Annotated in this window: 26 protein-coding genes; 15 read left to right on the top strand and 11 right to left on the bottom strand. The window is 71.3% G+C overall.

Going from position 1 to position 22,271, the window contains the following annotated elements; all coding sequences use genetic code 11:
• Positions 1 to 54 precede the first annotated feature (54 nt).
• Positions 55 to 321 carry a YkgJ family cysteine cluster protein gene (locus LAJ50_RS01180; RefSeq protein ID WP_130551209.1) on the top strand — a complete coding sequence of 89 codons (267 nt, stop codon included), beginning with the start codon at positions 55 to 57 and terminating at the stop codon, positions 319 to 321.
• 2 nt (positions 322 to 323) lie between these two features.
• Here the strand turns inward: LAJ50_RS01180 and LAJ50_RS01175 are convergent, their stop codons facing one another.
• Positions 324 to 1,217 carry a DUF2167 domain-containing protein gene (locus tag LAJ50_RS01175; RefSeq protein WP_130551210.1) on the bottom strand — a complete coding sequence of 298 codons (894 nt, stop codon included), beginning with the start codon at positions 1,215 to 1,217 and terminating at the stop codon, positions 324 to 326.
• A gap of 82 nt (positions 1,218 to 1,299) precedes the next feature.
• Positions 1,300 to 1,842, bottom strand: a complete 543-nt coding sequence (locus LAJ50_RS01170) for a gamma carbonic anhydrase family protein (protein WP_130551211.1) — start codon at positions 1,840 to 1,842, stop codon at positions 1,300 to 1,302.
• Between the two features lie 62 nt (positions 1,843 to 1,904).
• Here LAJ50_RS01170 and xth point away from each other — a divergent pair, with 62 nt between their 5' ends.
• The gene (gene xth, locus LAJ50_RS01165; RefSeq protein WP_138651350.1) at positions 1,905 to 2,672 is read left to right on the top strand and encodes an exodeoxyribonuclease III; all 768 of its coding nucleotides are present in this window, start codon (positions 1,905 to 1,907) and stop codon (positions 2,670 to 2,672) included.
• Between the two features lie 100 nt (positions 2,673 to 2,772).
• On the opposite strand, the gene LAJ50_RS01160 is transcribed toward xth, so the two are convergent.
• Positions 2,773 to 3,024, bottom strand: coding sequence for a GlsB/YeaQ/YmgE family stress response membrane protein (locus LAJ50_RS01160; protein WP_130521611.1), 252 nt, complete (start codon positions 3,022 to 3,024; stop codon positions 2,773 to 2,775).
• Positions 3,025 to 3,236: 212 nt separating this feature from the next.
• On the opposite strand from LAJ50_RS01160, the gene LAJ50_RS01155 reads away from it, so the two are divergent.
• The 5 genes from LAJ50_RS01155 to LAJ50_RS01135 all read left to right on the top strand — a co-directional run bounded on the left by LAJ50_RS01155 (position 3,237) and on the right by LAJ50_RS01135 (position 6,855).
• Positions 3,237 to 3,884, top strand: a complete 648-nt coding sequence (locus tag LAJ50_RS01155; protein WP_138651351.1) for a 4'-phosphopantetheinyl transferase superfamily protein — start codon at positions 3,237 to 3,239, stop codon at positions 3,882 to 3,884.
• A 10-nt stretch (positions 3,885 to 3,894) separates the two neighbouring features.
• Positions 3,895 to 4,533, top strand: coding sequence for a 16S rRNA (guanine(527)-N(7))-methyltransferase RsmG (rsmG, locus tag LAJ50_RS01150; protein ID WP_130551214.1), 639 nt, complete (start codon positions 3,895 to 3,897; stop codon positions 4,531 to 4,533).
• A 56-nt stretch (positions 4,534 to 4,589) separates the two neighbouring features.
• Positions 4,590 to 5,390: an AAA family ATPase gene (locus LAJ50_RS01145; protein WP_130551215.1), complete on the top strand. Its 801-nt coding sequence runs from the start codon at positions 4,590 to 4,592 to the stop codon at positions 5,388 to 5,390.
• Positions 5,390 to 6,289, top strand: a complete 900-nt coding sequence (locus LAJ50_RS01140; protein ID WP_130551216.1) for a ParB/RepB/Spo0J family partition protein — start codon at positions 5,390 to 5,392, stop codon at positions 6,287 to 6,289. The genes LAJ50_RS01145 and LAJ50_RS01140 overlap by 1 nt, the downstream gene beginning before the upstream one ends.
• A gap of 200 nt (positions 6,290 to 6,489) precedes the next feature.
• Positions 6,490 to 6,855: a GatB/YqeY domain-containing protein gene (locus tag LAJ50_RS01135; protein WP_138651352.1), complete on the top strand. Its 366-nt coding sequence runs from the start codon at positions 6,490 to 6,492 to the stop codon at positions 6,853 to 6,855.
• Positions 6,856 to 6,930: 75 nt separating this feature from the next.
• Here the strand turns inward: LAJ50_RS01135 and LAJ50_RS01130 are convergent, their stop codons facing one another.
• Positions 6,931 to 7,773, bottom strand: a complete 843-nt coding sequence (locus LAJ50_RS01130) for an alpha/beta fold hydrolase (RefSeq protein WP_130551218.1) — start codon at positions 7,771 to 7,773, stop codon at positions 6,931 to 6,933.
• Positions 7,757 to 8,902 (bottom strand): DUF3182 family protein, encoded by a 1,146-nt coding sequence (locus LAJ50_RS01125; RefSeq protein ID WP_171044530.1) that lies wholly within the window; start codon positions 8,900 to 8,902, stop codon positions 7,757 to 7,759. Before LAJ50_RS01125 ends, LAJ50_RS01130 begins: the two co-directional genes overlap by 17 nt.
• A gap of 467 nt (positions 8,903 to 9,369) precedes the next feature.
• Between LAJ50_RS01125 and LAJ50_RS01120 the strand changes: the two genes are divergently transcribed.
• The gene (locus LAJ50_RS01120) at positions 9,370 to 9,636 is read left to right on the top strand and encodes a hypothetical protein (RefSeq protein WP_138651354.1); all 267 of its coding nucleotides are present in this window, start codon (positions 9,370 to 9,372) and stop codon (positions 9,634 to 9,636) included.
• A gap of 21 nt (positions 9,637 to 9,657) precedes the next feature.
• Here LAJ50_RS01120 and LAJ50_RS01115 read toward each other — a convergent pair whose 3' ends face one another.
• Positions 9,658 to 10,407 (bottom strand): GntR family transcriptional regulator, encoded by a 750-nt coding sequence (locus LAJ50_RS01115; protein ID WP_138651355.1) that lies wholly within the window; start codon positions 10,405 to 10,407, stop codon positions 9,658 to 9,660.
• 136 nt (positions 10,408 to 10,543) lie between these two features.
• Between LAJ50_RS01115 and zwf the strand changes: the two genes are divergently transcribed.
• The 4 genes from zwf to LAJ50_RS01095 all read left to right on the top strand — a co-directional run bounded on the left by zwf (position 10,544) and on the right by LAJ50_RS01095 (position 15,283).
• Positions 10,544 to 12,028: a glucose-6-phosphate dehydrogenase gene (gene zwf / locus LAJ50_RS01110; RefSeq protein WP_130551221.1), complete on the top strand. Its 1,485-nt coding sequence runs from the start codon at positions 10,544 to 10,546 to the stop codon at positions 12,026 to 12,028.
• Entirely contained in the window at positions 12,025 to 12,738 is a 714-nt protein-coding gene (gene pgl / locus LAJ50_RS01105) for a 6-phosphogluconolactonase (RefSeq protein ID WP_130551222.1), read from the top strand. The genes zwf and pgl overlap by 4 nt, the downstream gene beginning before the upstream one ends.
• Positions 12,739 to 12,961: 223 nt before the next feature.
• Positions 12,962 to 13,480, top strand: a complete 519-nt coding sequence (locus LAJ50_RS01100; protein ID WP_130551223.1) for a c-type cytochrome — start codon at positions 12,962 to 12,964, stop codon at positions 13,478 to 13,480.
• A 93-nt stretch (positions 13,481 to 13,573) separates the two neighbouring features.
• The gene (locus LAJ50_RS01095) at positions 13,574 to 15,283 is read left to right on the top strand and encodes an ExeM/NucH family extracellular endonuclease (RefSeq protein ID WP_138651356.1); all 1,710 of its coding nucleotides are present in this window, start codon (positions 13,574 to 13,576) and stop codon (positions 15,281 to 15,283) included.
• A 34-nt stretch (positions 15,284 to 15,317) separates the two neighbouring features.
• On the opposite strand, the gene LAJ50_RS01090 is transcribed toward LAJ50_RS01095, so the two are convergent.
• The 5 genes from LAJ50_RS01090 to LAJ50_RS01070 form a co-directional block, all read right to left on the bottom strand.
• On the bottom strand, positions 15,318 to 15,713 hold the full coding sequence (locus LAJ50_RS01090) for a MerC domain-containing protein (RefSeq protein WP_138651357.1): 396 nt from the start codon (positions 15,711 to 15,713) through the stop codon (positions 15,318 to 15,320).
• 160 nt (positions 15,714 to 15,873) lie between these two features.
• Positions 15,874 to 16,782, bottom strand: a complete 909-nt coding sequence (locus LAJ50_RS01085) for a glyoxalase (protein WP_138651358.1) — start codon at positions 16,780 to 16,782, stop codon at positions 15,874 to 15,876.
• Positions 16,783 to 17,044: 262 nt separating this feature from the next.
• On the bottom strand, positions 17,045 to 17,902 hold the full coding sequence (locus tag LAJ50_RS01080; RefSeq protein ID WP_138651359.1) for an EamA family transporter: 858 nt from the start codon (positions 17,900 to 17,902) through the stop codon (positions 17,045 to 17,047).
• Between the two features lie 176 nt (positions 17,903 to 18,078).
• Positions 18,079 to 18,414: a hypothetical protein gene (locus LAJ50_RS01075; RefSeq protein ID WP_224096426.1), complete on the bottom strand. Its 336-nt coding sequence runs from the start codon at positions 18,412 to 18,414 to the stop codon at positions 18,079 to 18,081.
• A 163-nt stretch (positions 18,415 to 18,577) separates the two neighbouring features.
• Positions 18,578 to 19,777 (bottom strand): fatty acid desaturase, encoded by a 1,200-nt coding sequence (locus tag LAJ50_RS01070; protein WP_138651361.1) that lies wholly within the window; start codon positions 19,775 to 19,777, stop codon positions 18,578 to 18,580.
• 132 nt (positions 19,778 to 19,909) lie between these two features.
• Between LAJ50_RS01070 and LAJ50_RS01065 the strand changes: the two genes are divergently transcribed.
• From LAJ50_RS01065 to LAJ50_RS01055, 3 genes are all read left to right on the top strand, one after another.
• Positions 19,910 to 20,731 carry an ATP-binding cassette domain-containing protein gene (locus LAJ50_RS01065; protein ID WP_138651362.1) on the top strand — a complete coding sequence of 274 codons (822 nt, stop codon included), beginning with the start codon at positions 19,910 to 19,912 and terminating at the stop codon, positions 20,729 to 20,731.
• A gap of 67 nt (positions 20,732 to 20,798) precedes the next feature.
• Positions 20,799 to 21,611 (top strand): bifunctional DNA-formamidopyrimidine glycosylase/DNA-(apurinic or apyrimidinic site) lyase, encoded by an 813-nt coding sequence (gene mutM / locus LAJ50_RS01060; RefSeq protein ID WP_138651363.1) that lies wholly within the window; start codon positions 20,799 to 20,801, stop codon positions 21,609 to 21,611.
• 89 nt (positions 21,612 to 21,700) lie between these two features.
• Positions 21,701 to 22,270 carry an ECF-type sigma factor gene (locus tag LAJ50_RS01055; protein WP_130551232.1) on the top strand — a complete coding sequence of 190 codons (570 nt, stop codon included), beginning with the start codon at positions 21,701 to 21,703 and terminating at the stop codon, positions 22,268 to 22,270.
• The last annotated feature ends 1 nt before the right edge of the window (position 22,271 follow it).

The following is a 22,271-nucleotide window of genomic DNA, read 5'->3' as shown; positions in this document are numbered from 1 at the left end:
GCCGCGCGACTTGCCCACCCCGCCGTCGGCCCGCCCAGGGCCTACACTGCCGCGATGTCCATGCCCGTCTCCTGCCGCAGCGGCTGCGCCGCCTGCTGCATCGCGCCGTCGATCAGCTCGCCGATCCCCGGCATGCCGCAGGGCAAGCCGGCCGGCGTGCCCTGCGTGCAGCTGGACGAGGCCCTGCGCTGCCGGATCTTCGGCCGGCCCGAACGCCCGGCCGTGTGCGCCAGCCTGCGTCCGCGGCCGTCGATGTGCGGCGCTTCACGCGGCGAAGCGCTGGCCTTCCTCACCGCGCTGGAAGCGGCGACGGCGCCCTGAGTTCAGCGCACCGTCGCCGAGGCCTTGGCCTTGCGCGAGGCGAAGAACTTCCTCACCGCCGCGGCCGCCGCCACCACGCCCAGGAACAGCAGCTTGCCGAACTTGGCCAGCAGCAGGCCCAGCTTGGCCAGCAGGCCGGTCTTGGCGGCCAGGCCACCGCCGATCAGCGCGGCCACGCCGTAGGCGGCGACCTTGTCGGTGGACGGGTTGTGGTCGGCGTAGCGCGCGCCGGCGTCGAACTCGGTCATCGGCAGCAGCTGCTGCATGCCGGCCTGCACCTTCGGCAGTTCGTCCATCGCCGAGACCGCGTTGAGGCTCAGATAGCCATGGCGGCCGAGCACGCGGATGTCGTAATTGAGCGTGTGGTCCGGCTGACCGTTGAAGGCCAGCTCCTTGGCCCAGTACAGCTTCTTGGCTCCGGCGTCGTAGCGCGGCGGCACCGCCCAGCCCACCAGGTCGACGCGGCCGTAGCCGGCCTTCTCGCGTTCGGCGTTGGCCTCGCGCGTGCCCTCCTGCATGTGCTTGAGCAGTTCGTCGTAATCGATCTTGGACGCATCGGCGTCGGAGACGTAACCCTCGTCGTCGTAGGTCACCACCACCGCCCAGCCGTCCTGCTCATCCAGGCCCGGATGGGTGGGCACCACCATGCCCAGCACGCTGTCGTCCTCCGGGTTGCCCCAGAGCTGCTCCAGCACCTTGCGGGCGTCGGCCTTGTCCAGATAGCGGAACTGCGTGCCCAGGTTGAAGTGCGCGTGGGCCGGGCCGACCTCGATCTGGCCGCTGCGGAACTGCAGGCTGTCGATCAGCTGCTGGGCCTGCTGCCCCTCATCGGCCAGCACCGGCATGGCCAGCGCCATCAGGCACGCGACCGCCAGGCCGCGAAGCGTCGTCCGCATCGTCTTTCCCCTTCATCCATGTGGGCATCCCCATGCCCGGGGCGCCGAGTGTCGCCCGAGGCAAGGCCGGCTGACAACCCGGTCAGCCGTTGTCCTGGCCCAGGTACTGGTCCTTCAGCCGCACGTAGTGCTGGGCCGAATACAGCAGGCCTTCGATGTCCTTGTCCGACAGCTGCCGCACCGGGCGCGCCGGATTGCCGACCCACAGCTCGCCGCTGCCCACGCGCTTGCCCGGACCGACGACCGCGCCGGCGCCGATGAAGGCGTGATGCGCGACGACCGCGCCATCGAGCACGCAGGCGCCCATGCCGATCAGGCAGGCATCGCCGATGGTGCAGGCGTGGATGATGGTGCCGTGGCCGACGGTGACGTCCTCGCCGATCAGGGTCGGATAGCCGCCCTTGTTGTAAGGGCTGTGGTGGCTGACGTGGATGATGGTGCCGTCCTGCACGTTGGTCCGCGCGCCGATGCGCACGTGGTTGACGTCGCCGCGGATCACCGTGCCCGGCCACACCGAGACATCGTCGCCCAACGCGACATCGCCGATCACCGTGCACGCCGGGTCGACGTACACGCGCTGCCCCAGCACGGGGCGTTTGTCCAGGAAGGGGCGCAGATTGCTCATGCGCGCAGTGTAACGGCCGGCCTGGGTTAGGCTGTGCCGCCCTTGCCGCCGCGCCGCCGCCCATGAAGATCGCCAGCTGGAACGTCAACTCGCTCAACGTGCGCCTGCCGCACCTGGAACAGTGGCTGGCCGAGTTCTCGCCGGACGTGGTCGGCATCCAGGAAACCAAGCTGGAGGATCACAAGTTCCCCGACGCTGCCCTGGCCGCGGCCGGCTACCGCAGCGTGTTCGCCGGGCAGAAGACCTACAACGGCGTGGCGCTGCTGGCGCGCGGGGCGATCGAGGACGTGCAGGTCGGCATTCCCGGTTTCGAGGACGAGCAGAAGCGCGTGATCGCCGGCACCGTCGGCGGCGTGCGCGTGGTCAACCTGTATGTGGTCAACGGACAGGACGTGGGCACCGACAAGTACGGCTACAAGCTGCGCTGGCTGGAGGCCGTGCGCGAATGGATCAAGGCCGAACTGGCCATGCATCCGCGGCTGGTGGTGCTGGGCGATTTCAACATCGCCCCCGACGCGCGCGACGTGCACGATCCGGAGGTCTGGAACGAGCACCACATCCTCACCTCGGCGGCCGAGCGCGAGGCGCTGCGGGCGCTGCTCGGCCTCGGCCTGCACGACGCCTTCCGCCTGCACAGCGAGGAGGCCGGCGTCTTCAGCTGGTGGGACTACCGGATGGCCGCGTTCCGCCGCAACCTGGGGCTACGCATTGACCTCACCCTGGTCTCTGACGCGCTCAAGCCGCAGGTGGTCGCCGCCGGCATCGACCGCGCCCCGCGCAAGCTCGAACGCCCCAGCGACCATGCGCCGGCCTGGGTGGAAATCGTCTGAGCGGCACCCGTGCAACAACCGCAGCCAAAAAAAGACCCGGGACAAGCCCGGGTCTTTCCATGTCCTCGCTGGCGCGCGCTGCGCGCCGTGTCGCCTGCGCTCAGCGCACGCTCTTGCGGGTGAACAGGTTCACGATCGCCAGCAGGATCACCGCACCGAGCAGCGACCACAGGAAGGTGCCGACGGTGATGGCCTGGTTGATGCTGCCGCCGCCCAGGAAACCGGCGATGGCGGCACCGACGATGCCGACGACGATGTTCAGGATGATGCCCTGCTGGGCGTCACGACGCATGATGATGCTGGCGAGCCAGCCAACGACGCCGCCCACAATCAACCAGATGATGATGCCCATGATGCTCTCCTCGATTCGTAGGGTGAAAAGCCCCGTCGCGGGGGTGGGACGATTTGGCGGCCGCAGGCGTGAAACCGTCGTATACGAAAGCCGCCCGACATGCGCCAAACCCCTTGAAAATCAGGGTCGCGCGGGCCGCCGCGCGCTACGGCCTTCACAGACGCAGGGCCGGTTCTCCGATGAATTTCCATTGCGCGGCCTGGCGCATGCACATGGCTGAACCGAGCGAAACATTCTTCGCGCAGCACCGCGTCGGGCCGCTGCAGGTGTGGTGGACCTCGCATCCTGCGCGCGGTTCGGGCGAGCCGGTCGCGCGTCCGCTGCTGGCGGACTGGTTCGGCACCGACCCGGAGGCGCTGCCGCTGCAGCGCGATCCACGCGGGCGCCCGCGGCTGGAAGGCGCCCTGGCCGCGCACGATGTCGGCTGGAGCCATAGCGGCGACGCCCTGCTGCTGGCGACCGGACCCCAGGTGCAACTGGGCGTCGATGTCGAACGCCTGCGTCCGCGTCCGCGCGCGCTGGAACTGGCCGAACGCTTCTTCGCCCCCGCCGAGACGCAGGCCCTGCGCGCGCTGCCCGAGCACGAGCGCACCGGCGCCTTCCTGCGCCTGTGGTGCGCCAAGGAAGCGCTGCTGAAGGCGCACGGGCATGGCATCTCGTTCGGACTGGAGCGGCTGACCTTCGCGCCCGTCGGCGGCCTCGACGCCCTGGAAGGCGCGCCGCTGCGCCTGGTCGCCTGCGATCCGCGCCTGGGCGCGCCTTCGGACTGGACGCTGCAGCAGTGGCAGCCGCATCGGCACTATCTGGCGGCGGTGGCCTGGCGTGCGGCGCCCGGCGGTGCGGCCATGGGCCTGCGATAAAATCACCGGGATGACCCACGACTCCCTCCCCGCCGGCCTGGAGGCGCCGCTGCGCGACGGGCTGGCCGACCTCGGCCTGTCCGCCGCGCTGGCGCCGCCGCTGCTGGCCTACCTGGCGCTGCTGGTGCGCTGGAACGGCACCTACAACCTCACCGCCGTGCGCGATCCGCGGCAGATGGTCACCCGCCACCTGCTCGACTCGCTGGCGATGCATCGCTTCGTGTCCGAGGGCACGCTGGCCGACCTGGGCACCGGCCCCGGTCTGCCCGGCATCCCGCTGGCCATCGCCCATCCGCGGCTGCAGGTGACCCTGGTGGAGAGCAACGGCAAGAAGGCGCGCTTCCTGCGCGAAGCCGTGCGTCAGTTGGGGCTGACCAACGCCAGCGTGGCCGAGAGCCGCGCCGAGGCGCTGGATCGCCCGGCCGCGTTCGACCGCCTCACCGCCCGCGCGCTGGACACGCTGGCCGGCATCATCGAGGTAGGTGGCCACCTGCTCAAGCCCGATGGCCTGCTGCTGGCGATGAAGGGCGTGATGCCGCACGCGGAGATCGCCGCCCTGCCCGCCGGCTGGCGACTGGTGGACGCCGTGCCGCTGGCGGTGCCCGGCCAGGACGGCGAGCGTCACCTGGTCACGGTGGGACGCGCCTGACCGAAACCCGCATAATCCCCCGTTCCTTTCCCCATCCGCCCAGGACACGCCCTCGCATGGCCCGTATCGTCGCCATCGCCAACCAGAAGGGTGGCGTGGGCAAGACCACCACCGCCGTGAACCTCGCCGCCGGCCTGGCGCGCGCGCCGCAGCGCGTGCTGCTGGTGGACCTGGATGCCCAGGGCAACGCGACCATGGGCAGCGGCGTGGACAAGCGCCAGATCGAGGCCTCGGCCTTCGAGGTGCTGCTGCGCGAATGCGAGGCGCGCGCGGCGATCGTGCGCACGGCCGAGGACTTCGACCTGCTGCCGGCCAACATCGACCTGACCGCCGCCGAGATCCAGCTGATGGACCAGCCCGAGCGCGAGCAGCGCCTGAAGGCCGCGCTGGAGCCGCTGCGCGCCGATTACGACTGGATCCTGATCGACTGCCCGCCGGCGCTGTCGCTGATGACGCTCAACGCGTTGACCGCCGCCGACGCGGTGCTGGTGCCGATGCAGTGCGAGTACTACGCGCTGGAAGGCCTGTCGGCGCTGATGGACACCATCAGCGCCATCCGCGGCCGGCTCAACCCGAAGCTGGAGATCGAGGGCGTGCTGCGCACCATGTTCGACGTGCGTAACAACCTGGCCAACGCGGTCTCGGCCGAACTCATCGAACACTTCGGCGACAAGGTGTTCCGCACCATCGTGCCGCGCAACGTCCGCGTGGCCGAGGCGCCCAGCCACGGCCAGAGCATCGTCGGCTACGACCGGACCTCGCGCGGTGGCGTGGCGTATCTTGGCCTGGCCGGCGAGCTGATCCGGCGCCAGCAGGAGCGCACGCGCGCTCCGCAATCCCCCATGGAGACCTACTGATGTCCGCCGCCCCCAAGAAGCGCGGCCTGGGCCGCGGCCTGGAAGCGCTGCTCGGCCCCAAGGCCGCCGAGACCGCACCGGCCGAGGCCCAGCCAGGCGAAGTCCTGCGCAACGTGCCCGTGGGGCAGCTGCAGCCGGGCCGCTACCAGCCGCGCATGGCGATGGACCCGGCCAAGCTGGACGAGCTGGCCGACTCGATCAAGGCCCAGGGCGTGATCCAGCCGATCGTGGTGCGCCAGCAGGACGATGGCCGCTACGAGATCGTCGCCGGCGAGCGCCGCTGGCGCGCCTCGCAGCAGGCCGGTCTGGCCGAAGTGCCGGTGGTGGTGCGCGAGCTCGACGATCGCACCGTCATCGCCATGGCGCTGATCGAGAACATCCAGCGCGAGGACCTCAATCCGCTGGAAGAGGCGCAATCGCTGCAGCGGCTGATCAACGAATTCTCGCTGACCCATGGCCAGGCCGCCGAGGCCGTCGGCCGTTCGCGCGCGGCGGTGTCCAACCTGCTGCGCCTGCTGGAGCTGCCGCCGGCGATCCGCGCGCTGCTCGAGGCGCGCCGGCTGGAGATGGGCCACGCCCGCGCGCTGCTCACCCTGTCGCCGGAGCTGGCCAGCAAGCTGGCGTCCGAGGCCGCCGACGAAGGCTGGTCGGTGCGTGAGGTCGAGCATCGCGCCTCGCAGTTCGCCGCCGGCCGGGTGCCGGTCAGCGGCAAGAAGAAGCCGGCCCGCGCGGTGCCGCAGGCCGATATCGCCTCGCTGCAGAACGAGCTGTCCGAGACGCTGGGCACGACCGTGGCCATCGCGCACGGGCGCAACGGGCGCGGCAAGCTGGTGATCCACTACACCGACCTGGATACGCTGGAAGGGGTGCTGGAGCGGCTGCGCGGCAAGCGCGAGTAAGCCGCGCGGCAACGACAGCGGCGAACCAGCACCTTCGGATCGTCATCCGGAACAGCGCCAGGCATCGCGCCGATCGCGTGTGCTGTTGCGGTCGAAGTGGCGCTCGACATGCCCGCGAAGCGGGAAAGCAGGCGCGGGAATTCGGTTTCGGACGCGCGCAGCGCTTGCCCGCGCGCCCGCTGCGCGGCGACCATGCGCCGATGACCGCCGATGCAGCCCAGCGCCTCGTGACGCGCCTCAAGGCCGACCTGACCACAGCCATGCGCGCGCGCAACGCCGCCGAGGTCGCGGTGCTGCGGCAACTGATCGCCGCCGTCGATAACGCGCAGGCGGTGGCGGTCGGCGATCGCCACGACACCTATGTGGTCCACTCCTTCGGCGACCCCGCGGTGGAAGTCCCGCGACGCTCGCTGGACGAGGCCGCACTGCGCCGCCTGATCGAGGATGAGATCCACATCCGCCGCGATGCCGCGGCGACCTATCGGCGTCTGGCACAGGGTGCGCAGGCGCAGGCGTTGGACGATGCGATCACGGTCCTGGCGCGCTACCTGACGCCGGCATCCTGAGGCCGTCGCCGCGCGTCATCTGGAGCGTCCATAGACGTGCCACTGGCCGGGACGCGCCAGCAAGCTATCACCCGCCTACTTCGTCGCCGCGTCCGCCTTGGCCACCGTCTGCGGCGAAGCCGACGGCGTCTTCCCGTCCCGTACCCGCTTGCGCTCGTCGATCTTCTCGCGCGCGGCCTGCTCGCGGGCACCCACCACCATCTCGGTCAGCCACTTCACCAGCACCGTGGTGTAGGTGCGCTGGGCCGGCTTCTCGGAAAAGGCATGGTCGGCGCCGGCGATCACCCGCGAGGTGCGCGAGCGGGCACGGGTGAAGGCCGCCATGTAGTTCTCGATCACCTGGTGCGGAATGATCTGGTCCAGCTCGGCCTCCACGATCAGCGCGTCGCCGCGGAACTCGGCACAGGCGCGAAGCGCGCGATTGTCCTTCCACTGCACTTGGCGATGGCGAAACGGGATCAGGTCCGGGTCCTGGTGCAGCTGACGCTTGGGCAGCTCCCAGCCCTCGTCCTTGTACAGCGCCGGCGTGCGCAGCGCGAGCCAGCGCACCGGGCGCAGCGAGGACAGGATCGCGGCCAGGTAGGCGCCGTAGCTGATGCCGACCACCGTGATCGCATTGCCATCGACGTTGGGCTGCTGCACGAACCAGTCGTAGGCCGCCAGCAGATCGTCCAGGTTCTGCTGGCGCGTGACCCGCTCCAGCATCTGCGCATCGCCCTCGTGGCCGCGCAGGTCGAAGGTCAGGCAGACCACGCCCAGGCCGGCGGCTTCGCGCGCACGGGCCAGGTCGTGGTCCTGGCTGCCGCCCCAGCCGTGGACGAACAGCACGCCGGGCAGCGCGCGGGCCGGCGCCAGCAGCGTGCCGGACAGCGCGGCGTCGTCGACTTCGAAGCCGATGTGCTCAAGCGTGACATCCATCGAGCGAGACCCTAGCGTATTTCACCAATCTCCCGAGTGAAGCCACCTGGCCGTCGAAGTACACCACCGCGTCGTCGGGCACGGGCTCATCGCGCCAGCGCTCGTGGGTACTGGCATCGAGCCAGGCGATGTCCGGCTGGGCGGCCAGCGCTTCCAGCGCCAGGATCTCGGCCGGGCTGGCCCCGCCGAAGCGCCAGGACTGCTCCAGCACGCCGCAGCGCGCCTGGCCATCCGCATCCAACCCATGGACCAGGTCGTAGTTGCGGCGCGAGGCGAAGAAGCCCGGATAGGCCGCGACGATCTGCGCCTCGTAGTGCTGGACCTTGGCGATCGCCTCGTGCGCCTGCGCCGGTAGCGGCACGTGCTGCAGCTGGTCCAGCCCGCCGCGCGCCACGCGCAGCTGCGAGCCGCCATAGACCTCCTCGCCGCGCGGCGTGCGCACGGTCCGCTGGGTACCGAAGTAGGCGATGGACTGTCCCCCCACCTCCACGCAGCCGACGCTGAAGGTCACGGCCTCCTCCAGGTTCAGTTCGGCCACCACGCCGGCCTGGATCTCGTCCGCGTCCACGGTGGCCAGCCACGCCTCCAGCGCCGACAGCGAATCGACCACGCGCTGGCCGTTGCCGCCGCGCGCGTGGGCCAACTTGCAGCGCACGCGCCCCTGCGCCAGCAGGTCGGCGACGGCGCGGCGCAGGTCCGCGGCGGTGAACACCGAATAGCCCGGCAGCACCGCATCGCCCAGCGCATCGCCCAGCGCGTGCGCCCAGCCGTCCGGCGCATGGGCGCCGCCTTCGACCAGGCCGTGGGTGACCAGCTTGGTGGCGACGAAGGCGTGCGGCACGACGCCGCCGAACAGATGCGCGGCGCAGCCGATGCCGCGCATCGCGGCCTCCTCGCGGGTCAGGGTTTCCATCGGGATGAAGTAGCCGGGCAGGCCGGGCAAGGCCTGGGCGCGGAACTCGCGCCCGAGCAGCCGCGCCAGGCGACGGCCCATGCAGTCCACGCTGGCGCGTTCGTGCGCGGCGCGGCGCGGATCGGTGAACAGCGGCGTGACCGCCGGCGCGAACGGGCGCGGCAGGGCCACGACGTCGTTGGCTGGCGGGGGGCGGGATTCGATGATGGCGACCATGATCTTCCCTCGGTGGCGGGGAGGAGCGAGGAGGCCGGGCCACGCGAAGCGGCCCGGTGCGGGGCGCCTGCATCGCAGGCGCGGTGGAGCGCGGCACTGCATGGGAGCGTGTTGCAGGTGGTGGCCGCCGACGGGCCCAGGGGGGATGCGGGAGAAGCCTTGTATGGAGCGGAAGCGGACGACAGCGCACTGCGGTGATGCGACGGCTGGCCCTGCGCGATGGTCGCTCGCGCCAGGGCCGTGGATCCCCTTGGCTCCGAGTATTGCCGTGCCGTGTAAATCCCGTGCGAAGCCGCGTGTGCGTAGACATGACAATCGCGACTGCGCTGATGACCCGCGCGACCTGGACGTCTTCACGAACGGCCTCGCGACGTGCGGCGGGTTCCAGAATGCGCCGCCCGATGCGCACGGATGCGCGAAAGGCGGCACTGTGCACGCTCAAGCCGCGCACGCACCGGAGGCCCTCGATGCGCCAGGAGCAACTCGACCAGCAACTGCATGCCCTGCACGACAAGGTGGCCGACGGCCGCGCACTGCCCCTGGACCAGGCCTTCTTCGACGCCTGCGCGGCCGATGCCTCGGCGATCCTGGCGCACGTGGACGATGCGGCCCAGGCGCGCTATGCGATCGAACGGATCGATGCGATCTTCGACGAGGTCGGCGTGGACGCGCAGCGGCTGCTGTCCATCGGCCAGCGCAGCCCGCTGCCGGTCGGCGCCGGCACGCAGGAGTGACGCCGCCGCTGGGCGGATGCCTCAGTCGCTCTGCAGTTCGGCCACGAAGTCATAGGCGTCGCCGCGATAGAACGAGCGGGTGAACTCGACCACGCGTCCGTCGGCGAGGAAGGCGCGGCGCTCGACCAGCAGACCGGGCGCGCCGGGCTCCAGCTGCAGCAGCGCGGCGGCTTCGCGCTCCAGCGCGACCGCGCGCAGGCGCTGCAGCGCGCGGCGCGGGCGGTGGCCATAGGCGTCCAGCGCCTCGTACAGCGACGCGCCGATGCGCTCGGGATCGGGCAGCAGGCTGTGCGGTACCAGCGTGCGTTCGGCCGCGATCGGCGCGCCATCGACGTGGCGCAGGCGGTACAGGCGCACCACGCCGCTGCCGGGCGAGAGGTTCAGGGCCATCGCTTCTTCCGGGGTGACCCCGCCGATGCCGCGCTCGAGGAAGGTCACCTGCGGGTCCAGCCCGCGTTCGCGCAGGTCGTCGGTGAAGCTGGTCAGGCGCGAGAAGCTGCGCACGATCCGCTCGGACACGAAGGTGCCCGCGCCCTGGCGCTGGCTCAGCAGGCCCTGGTCGATCAGCCCGGACAGCGCCTTGCGCACGGTCACGCGCGAGAGCTGCAGACCAGTGGCCAGGTCGCGCTCGCTGGGCAGGCCGTGGCCGGGCCCGAGCACGCCGGTGTCGATGAGGTGCTGCAGGGCGCGGCGCAGGCGCAGATAGGCCAGCGTGCGGCTGGTCTCGGCCTGCTGCAGGCGGGCGTATTCGGTGGCGATGGCGGACAGCATGCCGCGAAAATACCAATGCGATACCATGAGTGCAATCGCGCGACCCTCACTCGCCCATTCATGCGCAGGGCTGGGCCGCGTGGTAGGGCGGTGGTATCGTCTGCGGCGATCTCCTGCTTCCTGACAAGGCTTCACCGTGAGCGCCAAGACCGTACCCGTAGACAGCTTCGACCTGGTGATCTTCGGCGGCACCGGTGACCTGGCCCTGCGCAAGCTGCTGCCCGGCCTGCTGCGCCGCTATGCCGACGGCCAGATCCCGCAGGACAGCCGCATCATCGGCGTGGCGCGCGATCCGCAGACCGGCGCCGACTACCGCACCCGCGTAGGCGAGGCGCTGGAGAAGGTCGCCAGCGACGATCCGCTGCTGCGCGCGCGGATCCCCGCCTTCCTGCAGCTGCTGGACTACCGCCCGCTGGACGCGACCAAGGACGAGGGCTGGGACGAGTTCGGCGCCCTGCTCACCCAGACCGGGCCCGACCGCATCCGCGTGTTCTACCTGTCCACCAGCCCGAGCCTGTTCGTGGACCTGTGCACGCGCCTGCGCGATGCCGGCCTGAACGACGGCAACGCCCGCGTGGTCCTGGAGAAGCCGATCGGCAAGGACTCGGCCAGCGCCGCGGCGATCAACGACGCGGTCGGCGCGGTGTTCTCCGAGCACCAGATCTTCCGCATCGACCATTACCTGGGCAAGGAGACGGTGCAGAACCTGCTGGCGCTGCGCTTCGCCAACATCCTGTTCGAGCCGCTGTGGAACGCCAACCGCATCGACCACGTGCAGATCACTGTCGCCGAGACCGTGGGCCTGGAGAAGCGCGCCGGCTACTACGACACCTCCGGCGCGCTGCGCGACATGGTCCAGAACCATCTGCTGCAGCTGCTGTGCATGGTGGCCATGGAGCCGCCGGCCACGCTGCAGGCCAACGCGCTGCGCGATGAGAAGCTCAAGGTGCTGCGCTCGCTCAAGCCGATCACCGCCGCCGAGGTGGGCCACGTCACCGTGCGCGGCCAGTACCGCGCCGGCGCCTCGGGCGGCGCGGCCGTGCCGGGTTACCTCGACGAACTGGGCCGCAACGATTCGCGCACCGAAACCTTCGTGGCGATCAAGGCCGAGGTGTCCAACTGGCGCTGGGCCGGGGTGCCGTTCTACCTGCGCACCGGCAAGCGCCTGCCCGAGCGCGTGTCTGAGATCGTGGTGGCCTTCCGCCCGGTGCCGCATTCGATCTTCGACGCCAGCGTCGGCCCGGCCCAGCCCAACCGCCTGGTGCTGCGCCTGCAGCCGGACGAAGGCGTCAAGCTGTGGCTGATGATCAAGGACCCGGGCCCGGGCGGGCTGCGCATGAAGTACGTGCCGCTGGACATGAGCTTCGCCGAGGCCTTCGGCGTGCATCAGCCGGAGGCCTACGAGCGCCTGCTGATGGACGTGGTGCGCGGCAACCAGTCGCTGTTCATGCGCCGCGACGAGGTCGAGGCGGCCTGGGCCTGGATCGACCCGATCCTGGATGCCTGGGAGCAGTTGCCCGAGGCGCCCAAGTCGTACACCGCCGGCTCGTGGGGCCCCAACGCCGCCGTGGCGCTGATCGAGCGCGATGGCCGCACCTGGCACGAGGACGCCGGCACGTGAACCTGCAGATCGACGAGCGCATCACCCAGGTCCACGCCTGGCCCGACCACGATGCGCTGGCGCAGGCGCTGGCCGCGCAGGTGGCCGACGACCTGCGCGCGGCTCTGGCCGAGCGCGGCCGCGCCACCGTGGCCTTGTCCGGCGGCACCACGCCGGTGCGCTTCTTCCAGGCGCTGGCCGAGCAGCCGCTGCCGTGGAAGCAGGTCACCATCACCCTGGTCGACGAGCGCTGGGTGGACGAGTCCAACGCCCGCTCCAATGCCGCGCTGGTGCGCCAGCACCTGATGTACGGCGCGGCGGCGGTGGCGCGCTTCGTGCCGCTGTACCGCAGCTACGACGACGGCCCCGAGGCCGCCCTGCCCGAGCTGGAGGCCGAACTGGCGCAGACCCTGCCGCTGGACGTGGCCGTGCTGGGCATGGGCACCGACGGGCATACCGCCTCGTTCTTCCCCGGCGGCGACTTCCTGGCCCAGGCGCTGGACCCGGCCGGCACCGCGCGCGTGCTGCCCATGCACGCCACCGCCGCCGGCGAGGCGCGCATCACCCTGACCCTGCCGGTGCTGGCCGCCGCCCGGCACCTGTACCTGCACATCGAGGGCGAGCAGAAGGCGCGCACCCTGCGCGAGGCGCTGGCCGCCCAGAGCCCGCCGCCGATCGCGGTGATGCTGCGTGCCGCCGGCACGCCGGTGCAGACCTACTGGTGCCCTTGAGGCCAGGCGTGCGCGGAGCGGAGTGAGCGAAAGCCGGATCGCTGCCTTGCCCGGTCCTCGCCGCAATGACTCACTCCTCGCTCCCACCCGACGGGCCTGCTTATAATCCCCCCGCCGCCCGGTTCGCCGGTGCGGCATCCCGGTCACCCCCACGTCCGGAACATTCGCAACAACCGACGAGTGTTTTCAGCCACGCCGGCGACGGCGCTGCCAAAGGTGGACTGTGCGCAATCACGACCTGGAGTTCCTCAAGCGCTTTTCGATGGTGATCGGCATCCTGGCCGTGGTCACCGTCGGCCTGATCATCGGCGCGTTCTTCCTGTCCACGGTCATTCCGGCCGAGGTCTCGCCAGTGGCGGCCAAGCAGACCCAGGCGCGCATCGCGCCGGTCGGCGCGGTCTATGCCGGCGCCACCGGTGCGGCGGCCCAGGCCGCGGCCAAGGCGGCCGCCGAAGCCGCCGCCGCCGCGCAGGGCGCCTACGGCGGCACGCTGGACGGCAAGACCATCTTCGACCAGCTATGCACCGCCTGCCATACCGCCGGCATCGGCAATGCGCCGATGCTCAACGCCGCCGGCTTCGGCGCGCGCCTGGCCAAGGGCAAGGAGACGCTCTACAAGCACGCCATCGAGGGCTTCACCGGCCCGGACGGCGGGGTGATGCCGCCCAAGGGCGGCAACCCCGGGCTGAGCGAGGCGCAGATCCACGCCACCGTCGACTGGATGCTCGAACAATCGAAGTAATCGCGCAGGCACAATGCCTGGCCGGGAACGCCGCCTTCGGGCGGCGTTTTTGCGTTCAACGCCCTCTTCGTTCGCGTCTTACGGAAATCCCGCATGCCTTCGATCCGTCCTCTGCTGCTGTCCTCCGCGCTGGGGCTGTGCTGCGGGTTGCCCGCCTACGCCGGAGAGGCGCCGCTGCCGATCGGTCAGGTGCAGGGCCAGCAGGCGCGCAGTGCGCTGGTGGGCCAGACCGTCACGGTCGCCGGCACGGTGACTGCGGACCTGCGCGCAGGGCTCCAGGGCTTCTTCGTGCAGGACGCCGGCGACGGCGATGCGTCGACCTCAGATGCGCTGTGGGTCGTGGCCGGCGCGGGCGCCCCGCTGCCGGACATCCACGCTGGCCAGCGCTGGCAGCTCACGGGCACCGTAGCGGAGACCGGCGATAGCCCGCACACCCTGACCACGCTGCAGCTGGCCGACGCCAAGGCGCTTGGCCCGACGATCGCCACACCCGCGCCGGTCGTGCTGACCGCCCCTCCGTCCGACTGGGCCGCGCTGGAAGGCATGCGCGTGCGCATCGACGCGCCGCTGACGCTGAACGGCACCGACACCCGCTATGGCCAGACCATCGCCAGCTTCGGCGGGCCGCTGTGGACGCCGTCCGAACGCGAGGTGCCCGGCACCCCCGGCTATGCCGCGCTCGCGGCGGACAACGCGCATCGCCGCCTGCTGCTGGACGATGGCAGCGATGCGCGCGATCCGGCAGTGCTGCCCTATCTGCCGGGTGGCGCGGTGCGCAGCGGTTCGATCGCGACCGGCGCGAGTGGGGTGGTCGACTTCCGCCACGGCGCCTGGCGCCTGCAGGCGCTGACGCCGCTGCAGGTGCAGGCGGCCGCGCGCCCGGCGGCGCCGGACGTGCCGGGCAGCGTCAGGATCGCGGTGTTCAACCTGGAGAACCTCTTCAACGGCGACGGCGCGGGCGGCGGCTTCCCGACCAAGCGCGGCGCCAAAACCGAGGCCGAATACCGCGCCCAGGTCGCCAGGCTGGTGGCCACGCTCACGCCGCTGCGCGCCGACATCGCCGCGCTGATGGAGCTGGAGAACGACGGCTACGGGCCGCAGTCCTCGCTGGCACAGTTCGTAGAGGCGCTCAACGCCAGCGGCGGCGACTGGCGCTACATCGATGCCGGCAGCGGCCCGGGCGACAACCCGATCCGGGTCGGCCTGATCTATCGCGCCTCGCGGGTCACGCCGGTGGGCAAGCCAGTCACGTTGGAAGGCGGCCCGTTCGTCGAGCACAGCCGCGTGCCGCTGGCGCAGGCCTTCCGCCGCGGCGACGGAGCGCTGTTCGTGGTCGCGGCCAACCACTTCAAGTCCAAGGGCTGCGGCGAGGCCAGCGGCGCCGAGGCCGATGCGCACGACGGCGCCGGCTGCTGGAATGCGACGCGCAACGAGTCAGCCAGGCGCGTGGACGCCTGGCTCAAGTCGGACCCCACCGGCACCGGCGCGACCCGCGCGCTGATCGTCGGCGACCTCAATGCCTATGCGCAGGAACCGCCGCTGCGCACGCTGCGCCAGGCCGGCTGGGCCGACGCCTTCGCCGCGGCCCACGTGGCGGCGCCCTACAGCTATGTCTACGACGGCCAGCGCGGGCGGCTGGACCACGCCCTGCTCTCGCCGGCGCTGGCGCCGCTGCTGCGCGGCGCGGTCGAATGGCACGTCAACGCCGACGAGCCCGAGCCGCGCGGCGACGCGCGGGACGCCACGCCCGGCCCGTGGCGCAGCTCGGACCATGACCCGATGCTGCTGGGGTTCGATCTCTAGCGGATGAGCGCGCGGCCGCCGAGGCCGCGCAGACTCAGTTGCAGGCCTCGCACGGCGGCGCGTGCGGGCGGCGGCGCCAGTTCCAGACATGCGCACTGGCCAGCAGCAGGCTGCCGGCCACGGTCACCGGCGTCTCGGCCTCGTGCGAGGGCCAGCCGACCGCGCCGGCGAGCAGCCCGGCCAGGCCCAGCGCGGCCAGCGTCACCAGCGGCCAGGGGAGCGGGCGGGCACGATGCGCACGCCAAAGCGCGAAGCCGGCCAGCGGCGCGGCGATGGCCACAAACACGATGTGGACCCATTCGGCATGCGCCCAGGCGCCGAACACCGGCAACAGCGCCGCCAGCACGGGCAGCAGCAGGCAGTGGGCCAGGCACAGCATCGACAGGCCGATGGCCGAGGCGTCGGCGGCCTGGGTTGAGGACAGTTTCATGGCGACTTCTCCTTGTGTTACTTAGTAACAGTACAGGAGGTGTCAACCCCTCGATGTCAATTAGGGGCGCGATGGGCGGGCCGCCGGATCGGCCAGGCGTCCCCTGCCGATGGGGCGCCAGATGCCGTGGCCCATCGGCTCCGCCGCGAAACGCCGGTCTTCAGGGCTGGTGGACTTCCGCGATATAGCCCCCGGGGAAACGCAGCATCGCCGCGCGCCGGCTGCCGACCGCGTACGGGCCTGCCAACACCTCGCCGCCGGCATCGCGGGCGCGGCCCAGCGTGGCGTCCAGATCCTGCACCTCGTAGCCGGTCAACTCCCGGCCATGCGGCCACGCCAGATGCCCGTCGGAGACCAGCACCAGCACCTTGCCGTACCCGGACTGCATCAGCACGCGCCGCACCTTGGCCTCGGGGCGGCCGATCTCCGTTCCGCTGGCCGCGGCCTCGTCCGACACGATCCGCCCGCGCGAGAACGCAAGCCATTGCCTGATGAAGGCATCGGCCGCGTCGGCGGTCAGGTAGACGCGGTTTTCCGGCACGCTGGCAAGCGCGGCGTAGGACGGCGGCGCGGTATGCCAGTAGAACTGCATGTTGACCCCGCCGGCCCACTGCAGGACCACGTCGCGCCCGATCGGATCGGGGAAGGTCTCGACCAGACGCGTGGCGCCGAGCGAGACGGCGGCGGCGGTGGCCGCGTCGATGTCGGTGACCAGGTAGCCGGTGCGTTCGGCGCCGAAGGGGGACGGGATCGGCGTCTTGAACCCGAACACCGACAGCGTACCGACCGGCGAGAGCACCAGCTGGGACAGCGTCTGGCTCGGGGTCGGCGTGACCTGGACGACGGCCTGCTTGCCGGCCGTCCCGCCGAAGGTGGCCACGAAGCTGCGCACGAACCGGTCGAAGTCCTCCGCCTGGACGTAGACGTGGGTGGAGTCGTACTGCGGACCCACGGCGTAGGAGGTGTCGGCCGCGGGCGCGCGGGCCTCTGCTCCGGCCCGCGCTGGCGGCACCCACGACGCGGTCAGGGCGATGAGGGCGATGGCCAGCAGCGGTAGGCGAGGCTTCATGGGGGGCATGCTCCAGCGGGAGAAACATCGGTGCATCGGCCGCGACGCCAGGTGGGCCCAACGCCGTGCGGAACGGGCGCAATCGTCACGGATGCCAAAGCCGGCGCGGCGGCGCTGCGTCCCCGCATCCTCGAACGCCGCTGCCAAGGCGTCCACCCACGATCGGTGTGGTGGCCCTTCCCTCTTTCGGGGGATCGCGTTGCCCGATGCGCACGCGCGCTGCGCTGGTCCGCGCCAACCAAGCGCTGGCAGCGCGGGGCGATCAGCCCATGCCGCGGCTGATCAGGACGATGGAGGCCAGCGCCAGCGGGATGGCGAGCAGGTTCAGCCGGCCCAAGCGTTCACCGAACACGCCCACGCCCACCGCCGTACCGAGCAGCACCACGCCGATGTTCATCGCCGCGAAGACCGTCGCCGGTGCCTGCGGCAGCGCGCGGTGCGCGGCCAGGTAGAAGCCGATGTTGGCGAAGTTCAGCGCGCCCAGCGCCAGTCCGCCGACGAAGCTGCGCCACTGCAGCCGGACGCCGCGCGCATGCCGCCACAGCTGCCAGCCCAGCATCGGCACGAAGGCCACGGCGAAGGTCGCCAGCAGCGAGGCCGACAGCGGCGCGCCGTCGGCGGCGATGCGCTTGAACAGCACGTCGGTGGTCGCCCAGCCCACCAGCACCACCAGCGGCAGGCGCCATTCGGACGTGGCCGGCGTGTGACCGCCGCGCGGACGCGCCAGCAGGCAGGGGATGGCCAGCAGCCCCAGCGCCAGGCCGAGCAGCTGTGCCGCACTGGCGCGCTGGCCGAACAGGGTGAAGGCGGCGATCAGCGAGAGCAGCAGCGACAGGCGCTGGGCGATGTCGGTGCGCACCACGCCGGCGCGACGCACCGAGGCGGCCAGCACCAGGAACAGCCCCGGCAACAGCAGGCCCAGCGGCAGCCACCAGCGCCACGGCGCGTGTTCGCCGGCCAGCGCCTGCAGCGGCGGATGCAGCAGGCCCAGCGCCAGCAGCACGCCGGCCAGGTAGTTCCAGGTCACCGCCTGCGGCACATCCAGCCGCCAGCGCGGCGCCAGGCGGAACAGGACCGATACCGCCACGCTGCACAGCACCGCCAGGGCAAGCCACCACATCGATCACCGCCGTGCGCGTGTTTCAGGGCTGCGCATTATCGCAGCGCGCACTGGCTCGGACGGCGGGATTGTGTGCGACGAAAGAAAGCGGGCCGGAAGCCCGCGCAAGGCGCAGCGCCTCACCTCCAGGCGCCTCGCGCTTCGTAAGGTGTCGCGTGTCGCGCGCCTCCAGGTTTCTACTGCGGCGGCGCAGCCAGCTCCCGCGCGTCGAGAAAACCATCGTGATTGCGGTCCTGCCGGGCGAAGCGCGCGCGCAACTGCTGCACCAGCGCCGCGCGCGTGACCGGCTTGCCGCGGCTGCCGGGCAGCTCGGCGCCTTCGAGCACGCCGTCATGGTTGGCGTCGCGTTCGTCGAAGGCGTAGGTCATCCAGGCCACGTACTCCTCGACGCTGACCCGGCCATCGTGGTCGCTGTCCATGCGCGCCAGGTAGTCGGCCGTGCCGGCCGGCTGCTGGCCGTACGCGCCAGGGACGCAGGCCAGCGCCAGCGCGGCGGCCAGGGGGGCGTGCATCACGCGGCTTCGAGTCATGGCGGCAGTGTCGCAGCTGTGGCGCGATCCGGACGCCGTGCGTGCGCGAGGTGGGAGGCGCGGGAACGCCACGGGATCCCCGCCTTCGCGGGGATGAGGCGCAGCGCCCCGACGCCCAGACCTGGCATCCGGCTCGGCTTCCCGATCAGTGCGCCAGCGCGTAGCCCTTGAGCCGCTGCGAATAGGCCTGCAGCGAGGCGATGCCGCTTTCCTCGGCCTCCCTGCACCAGGCCTGCAGCTGGCGCAGGCGCTCGGCCGCGTCGTGCGAGCGGGCCTCGAGCAGGGCGGCCAGGCGCTTGCGGTGTTCGACCAGGGCGGCCATGCGCGGACGCTGGGCGATCCAGTGCTGCAGCGCGTCGCGCGCGTCGGGTTTGAGCCAGCGCCCGTCGTCGACCAGCCCGCGGCGCAGGCGGCGCGGCAGCAGCTGGCGCAGCTTCTGACCGGCAATGGAGGCCTCCTCGGCCAGCACCGGGCGGAACACGTTGCGCTGGTAGTCGGTCATGGCCTGGAAGCGGTGCGAGAGCAGCGCCTTGAGCGTGTCGGCGTCCGGCACGGCGATGTTGGGACGGATGTCCAGGCGCGGCGCCACGCGCAGCACCTTGGCCAGGCGCAACGCCTCCAGGCCCTTGATCGCGGCCCAGCCGATGTCGAACTCGAAGCGGCGCATCGCGAAGCGCGCCGAGCTCGGGAAGGCGTGATGGTTGTTGTGCAGCTCCTCACCGCCGATCCAGAACGCCCACGGCGTCAGGTTGGTCGAGGTGTCGGCCGATTCGAAATTGCGATAGCCCCACCAGTGGCCCAGGCCGTTGACCACGCCGGCGGCCCAGAACGGGATCCACGCCATCTGGATCGCCCACATCGCCACGCCCGGCAGGCCGAACAGCACCACGTAGGCAACGCCCAGCACGATCGGGCCCCAGTTGGCGCGCGGGGTGTAGAGGTGGCGCTCGAGCCAGTCCTCCGGCGCGCCACGGCCGTATTGCTCGATGTCGGCCCGGTTCCAGCGCGCCTCGCGGTACAGCTCCACGCCCTCCCAGAACACCTTGCCGATGCCGCGCGTCTGCGGGCTGTGCGGGTCTTCCTCGGTCTCGACCTTGGCGTGGTGCTTGCGATGGATCGCCACCCACTCCTTGGTGATCATCGAGGTGGTCAACCACGTCCAGAAGCGGAAGAAATGGTTCAGCACCGGATGGAAGTCCACGCCGCGGTGGGCCTGGCTGCGATGCAGGTACAGGGTGACCGAGAAGATGGTCAGCTGGGTGCACACCAGCAGCACCAGGGCCAGCTCCCACCAGGAGAACCGGGTCAGGCCGCCGGTCAGGAAGTCGATCAGGGACGGATGCATGGGTTCCCCCTCCAGGGATACCGAAGCGCAGGCAACACGCCCACCGCTGGCGTCCATAATGCAGGCTGCCCCCGCAAACTTCACCCGTCGCCCGCGTATGGCGTTCAGCCCCGCCGGCGCAGCGCCCGCCTTATGTCAGCATCGTCAGATTCAACGCCGTTTTCCGAGCCCTTGATCGAACTGGACCGCGCCACCGTGGTGCGCGGCGGCACGCCCGTGCTGGAGGACCTGGACCTGCGCATCCAGCTCGGTCAACACGTCGCGCTGCTGGGCCCCAACGGCTGCGGCAAGTCGACCTTCATCAAGCTGATCAACCGCGAGCTCTATCCGCTGGCGCGCGAGGGCGAGGCGCCGGTGCGCGTGTTCGGCCAGAGCCGCTGGAACGTGGCCCAGCTGCGCACGCGCCTGGGCGTGGTCACCTCCGACGCCACCGCCCTGCTGCAGGACATGCCGCAGCTGGGCGTGGACGATGCGGTGGTGACCGGGTTCTTCTCCAGCTTCGTCCTGCCGATCGACCAGGAAGTCACCGCGCCGATGCGCGCCCGCGCGGCCGAGGCGCTGGCGCGGGTCGGCGCGCAGGCCCTGTCCGGACGGCCAGTGGCCGAACTGTCCACCGGCCAGATGCGCCGGGTGCTGATCGCCCGCGCGCTGGTCCATCGGCCGCAGGCGCTGCTGCTGGACGAGCCCACCGCCGGGCTGGACGTGGTCGCCCAGCAGCAGTTCTGCGCGCTGATGGGCGAGCTGGCGCGGCAGGGCGTGACCCTGGTGCTGGTGACCCACCACCTGGAGGAAATCGTGCCGGAGATCGACCGCGTCGTGCTGATGCGCGAGGGCCGCATCCTGGCCGACGGCCCGCGCGCGGAGGTGCTGACCGCGGAGCGGCTGTCGCAGGCCTACGGCGCGCCGGTGCGCGTGCAGCGCGACGGCGCCGTGTACCGGGCCATCGCCGGCTGAGCGGCAGGCTTGCCGCGGGCGGGTTCCAGACCCATCTTGCCTAGCCCCGCCCTTCGCGCACCCCGCCATGCCCGAACTGCCCGAAGTCGAAACCACGCGCCGCGGCCTGGCCCCGCACCTGGAGGGCGCGGTGGTGCGCGCGGTGCTGCAACGGCGCGACGACCTGCGCTGGCCGATCCCGCCGCAGGTGCGCACGCATCTGCCCGGCGCGCGCATCGACGCGGTACGCCGCCGCGCCAAGTACCTGCTGCTGGACACCCAGGCCGGCAGCGCGCTGCTGCACCTGGGGATGAGCGGCAGCCTGCGCGTGCTGCCGGCGGCCACGCCGGTGAAGGCGCACGACCACGTCGACCTGGCCCTGGACGGCGGCCGGGTGCTGCGCTTCAACGACCCGCGCCGCTTCGGCAGCCTGCTGTGGCAGGAGCCGGGCAGCGTGCATCCGCTGCTGCAGGGGCTGGGGCCCGAGCCGCTGGCGGAGGACTTCGACGGCGCCTACCTGTTCGCGCGCAGCCGAGGCCGCAGCGCGCCGGTGAAGGCCTTCCTGATGGATCAGCGCATCGTGGTCGGCGTGGGCAACATCTACGCGGCCGAGAGCCTGTTCAACGCCGGCATCCACCCGCTGCGCGCGGCCGGCAAGGTCTCGCGCGAGCGCTACGAGGCCCTGGCCGCGGCGATCAAGGCCATCCTGGCCTACGCCATCACCCGAGGCGGCACCACGCTGCGCGATTTCATCAGCCCCGATGGCGCGCCGGGGTACTTCGAACAGGAGCTGTGGGTCTACGGCCGCCAGGGCCAGCCCTGCAAGCGCTGCGACCGGGCGCTCAAGGTGGAACAGGTCGGCCAGCGCACTACGGTGTGGTGCCCGCACTGCCAGCGCTAGCGGGAGAAAGTAACGGACATTCTGCGCTGGCGATCCCGATTCCAGCGGATATAGTCGGGTGACGGGCGGCTCGACGCGGAAGTCGATGCATGGAAGGCGGGACCGATATCACCCTGCTGCTGGATTCGGCGCGCGGCGGCGACCGCGGCGCGCTGGACCGCGTGCTGTCCACGCTCTACCAGGAACTGCATGGCATGGCGCGGCGCCAGCTGGCCGGCCAGCAGGGCCACACGCTGGACGCCACCGCGCTGGTGCACGAGTCCTACCTGAAGCTGCTCGGCGCCCAGGGCGCGGCCCATTTCGACGACCGCGCGCATTTCTTCGCCTACGCCGCCTCGGCAATGCGCTCGGTGGTGGTGGACTACGCGCGCAGCCGGCTGGCGCGCAAGCGCGGCGGCGACCTCAAGCGCGTGGCCGAGATCCCCGAGGACGTGGAAAGCAACCTGCTGCGCCTGGACGAGACCACCCTGGCGCTCAACGCCGCGCTGGAACGGCTGGACGACGCCGACCCGCGCCTGGCCAAGGTGGTGGAGATGCGCTACTTCGGCGGCCTGTCCGAGCTGGAGATCGCCGAACTGATGCAGCGCTCTGAGCGCAGCGTGCGCCGCGACTGGCAGAAGGCGCGGCTGTTCCTGCTGGCCGCGATGCAGGACGCGTAGC

This window comes from Pseudoxanthomonas sp. X-1 (genome assembly GCF_020042665.1).
Lineage (GTDB): Bacteria > Pseudomonadota > Gammaproteobacteria > Xanthomonadales > Xanthomonadaceae > Pseudoxanthomonas_A > Pseudoxanthomonas_A spadix_A.
This window is presented reverse-complemented; position numbering and strand designations above follow the sequence as displayed.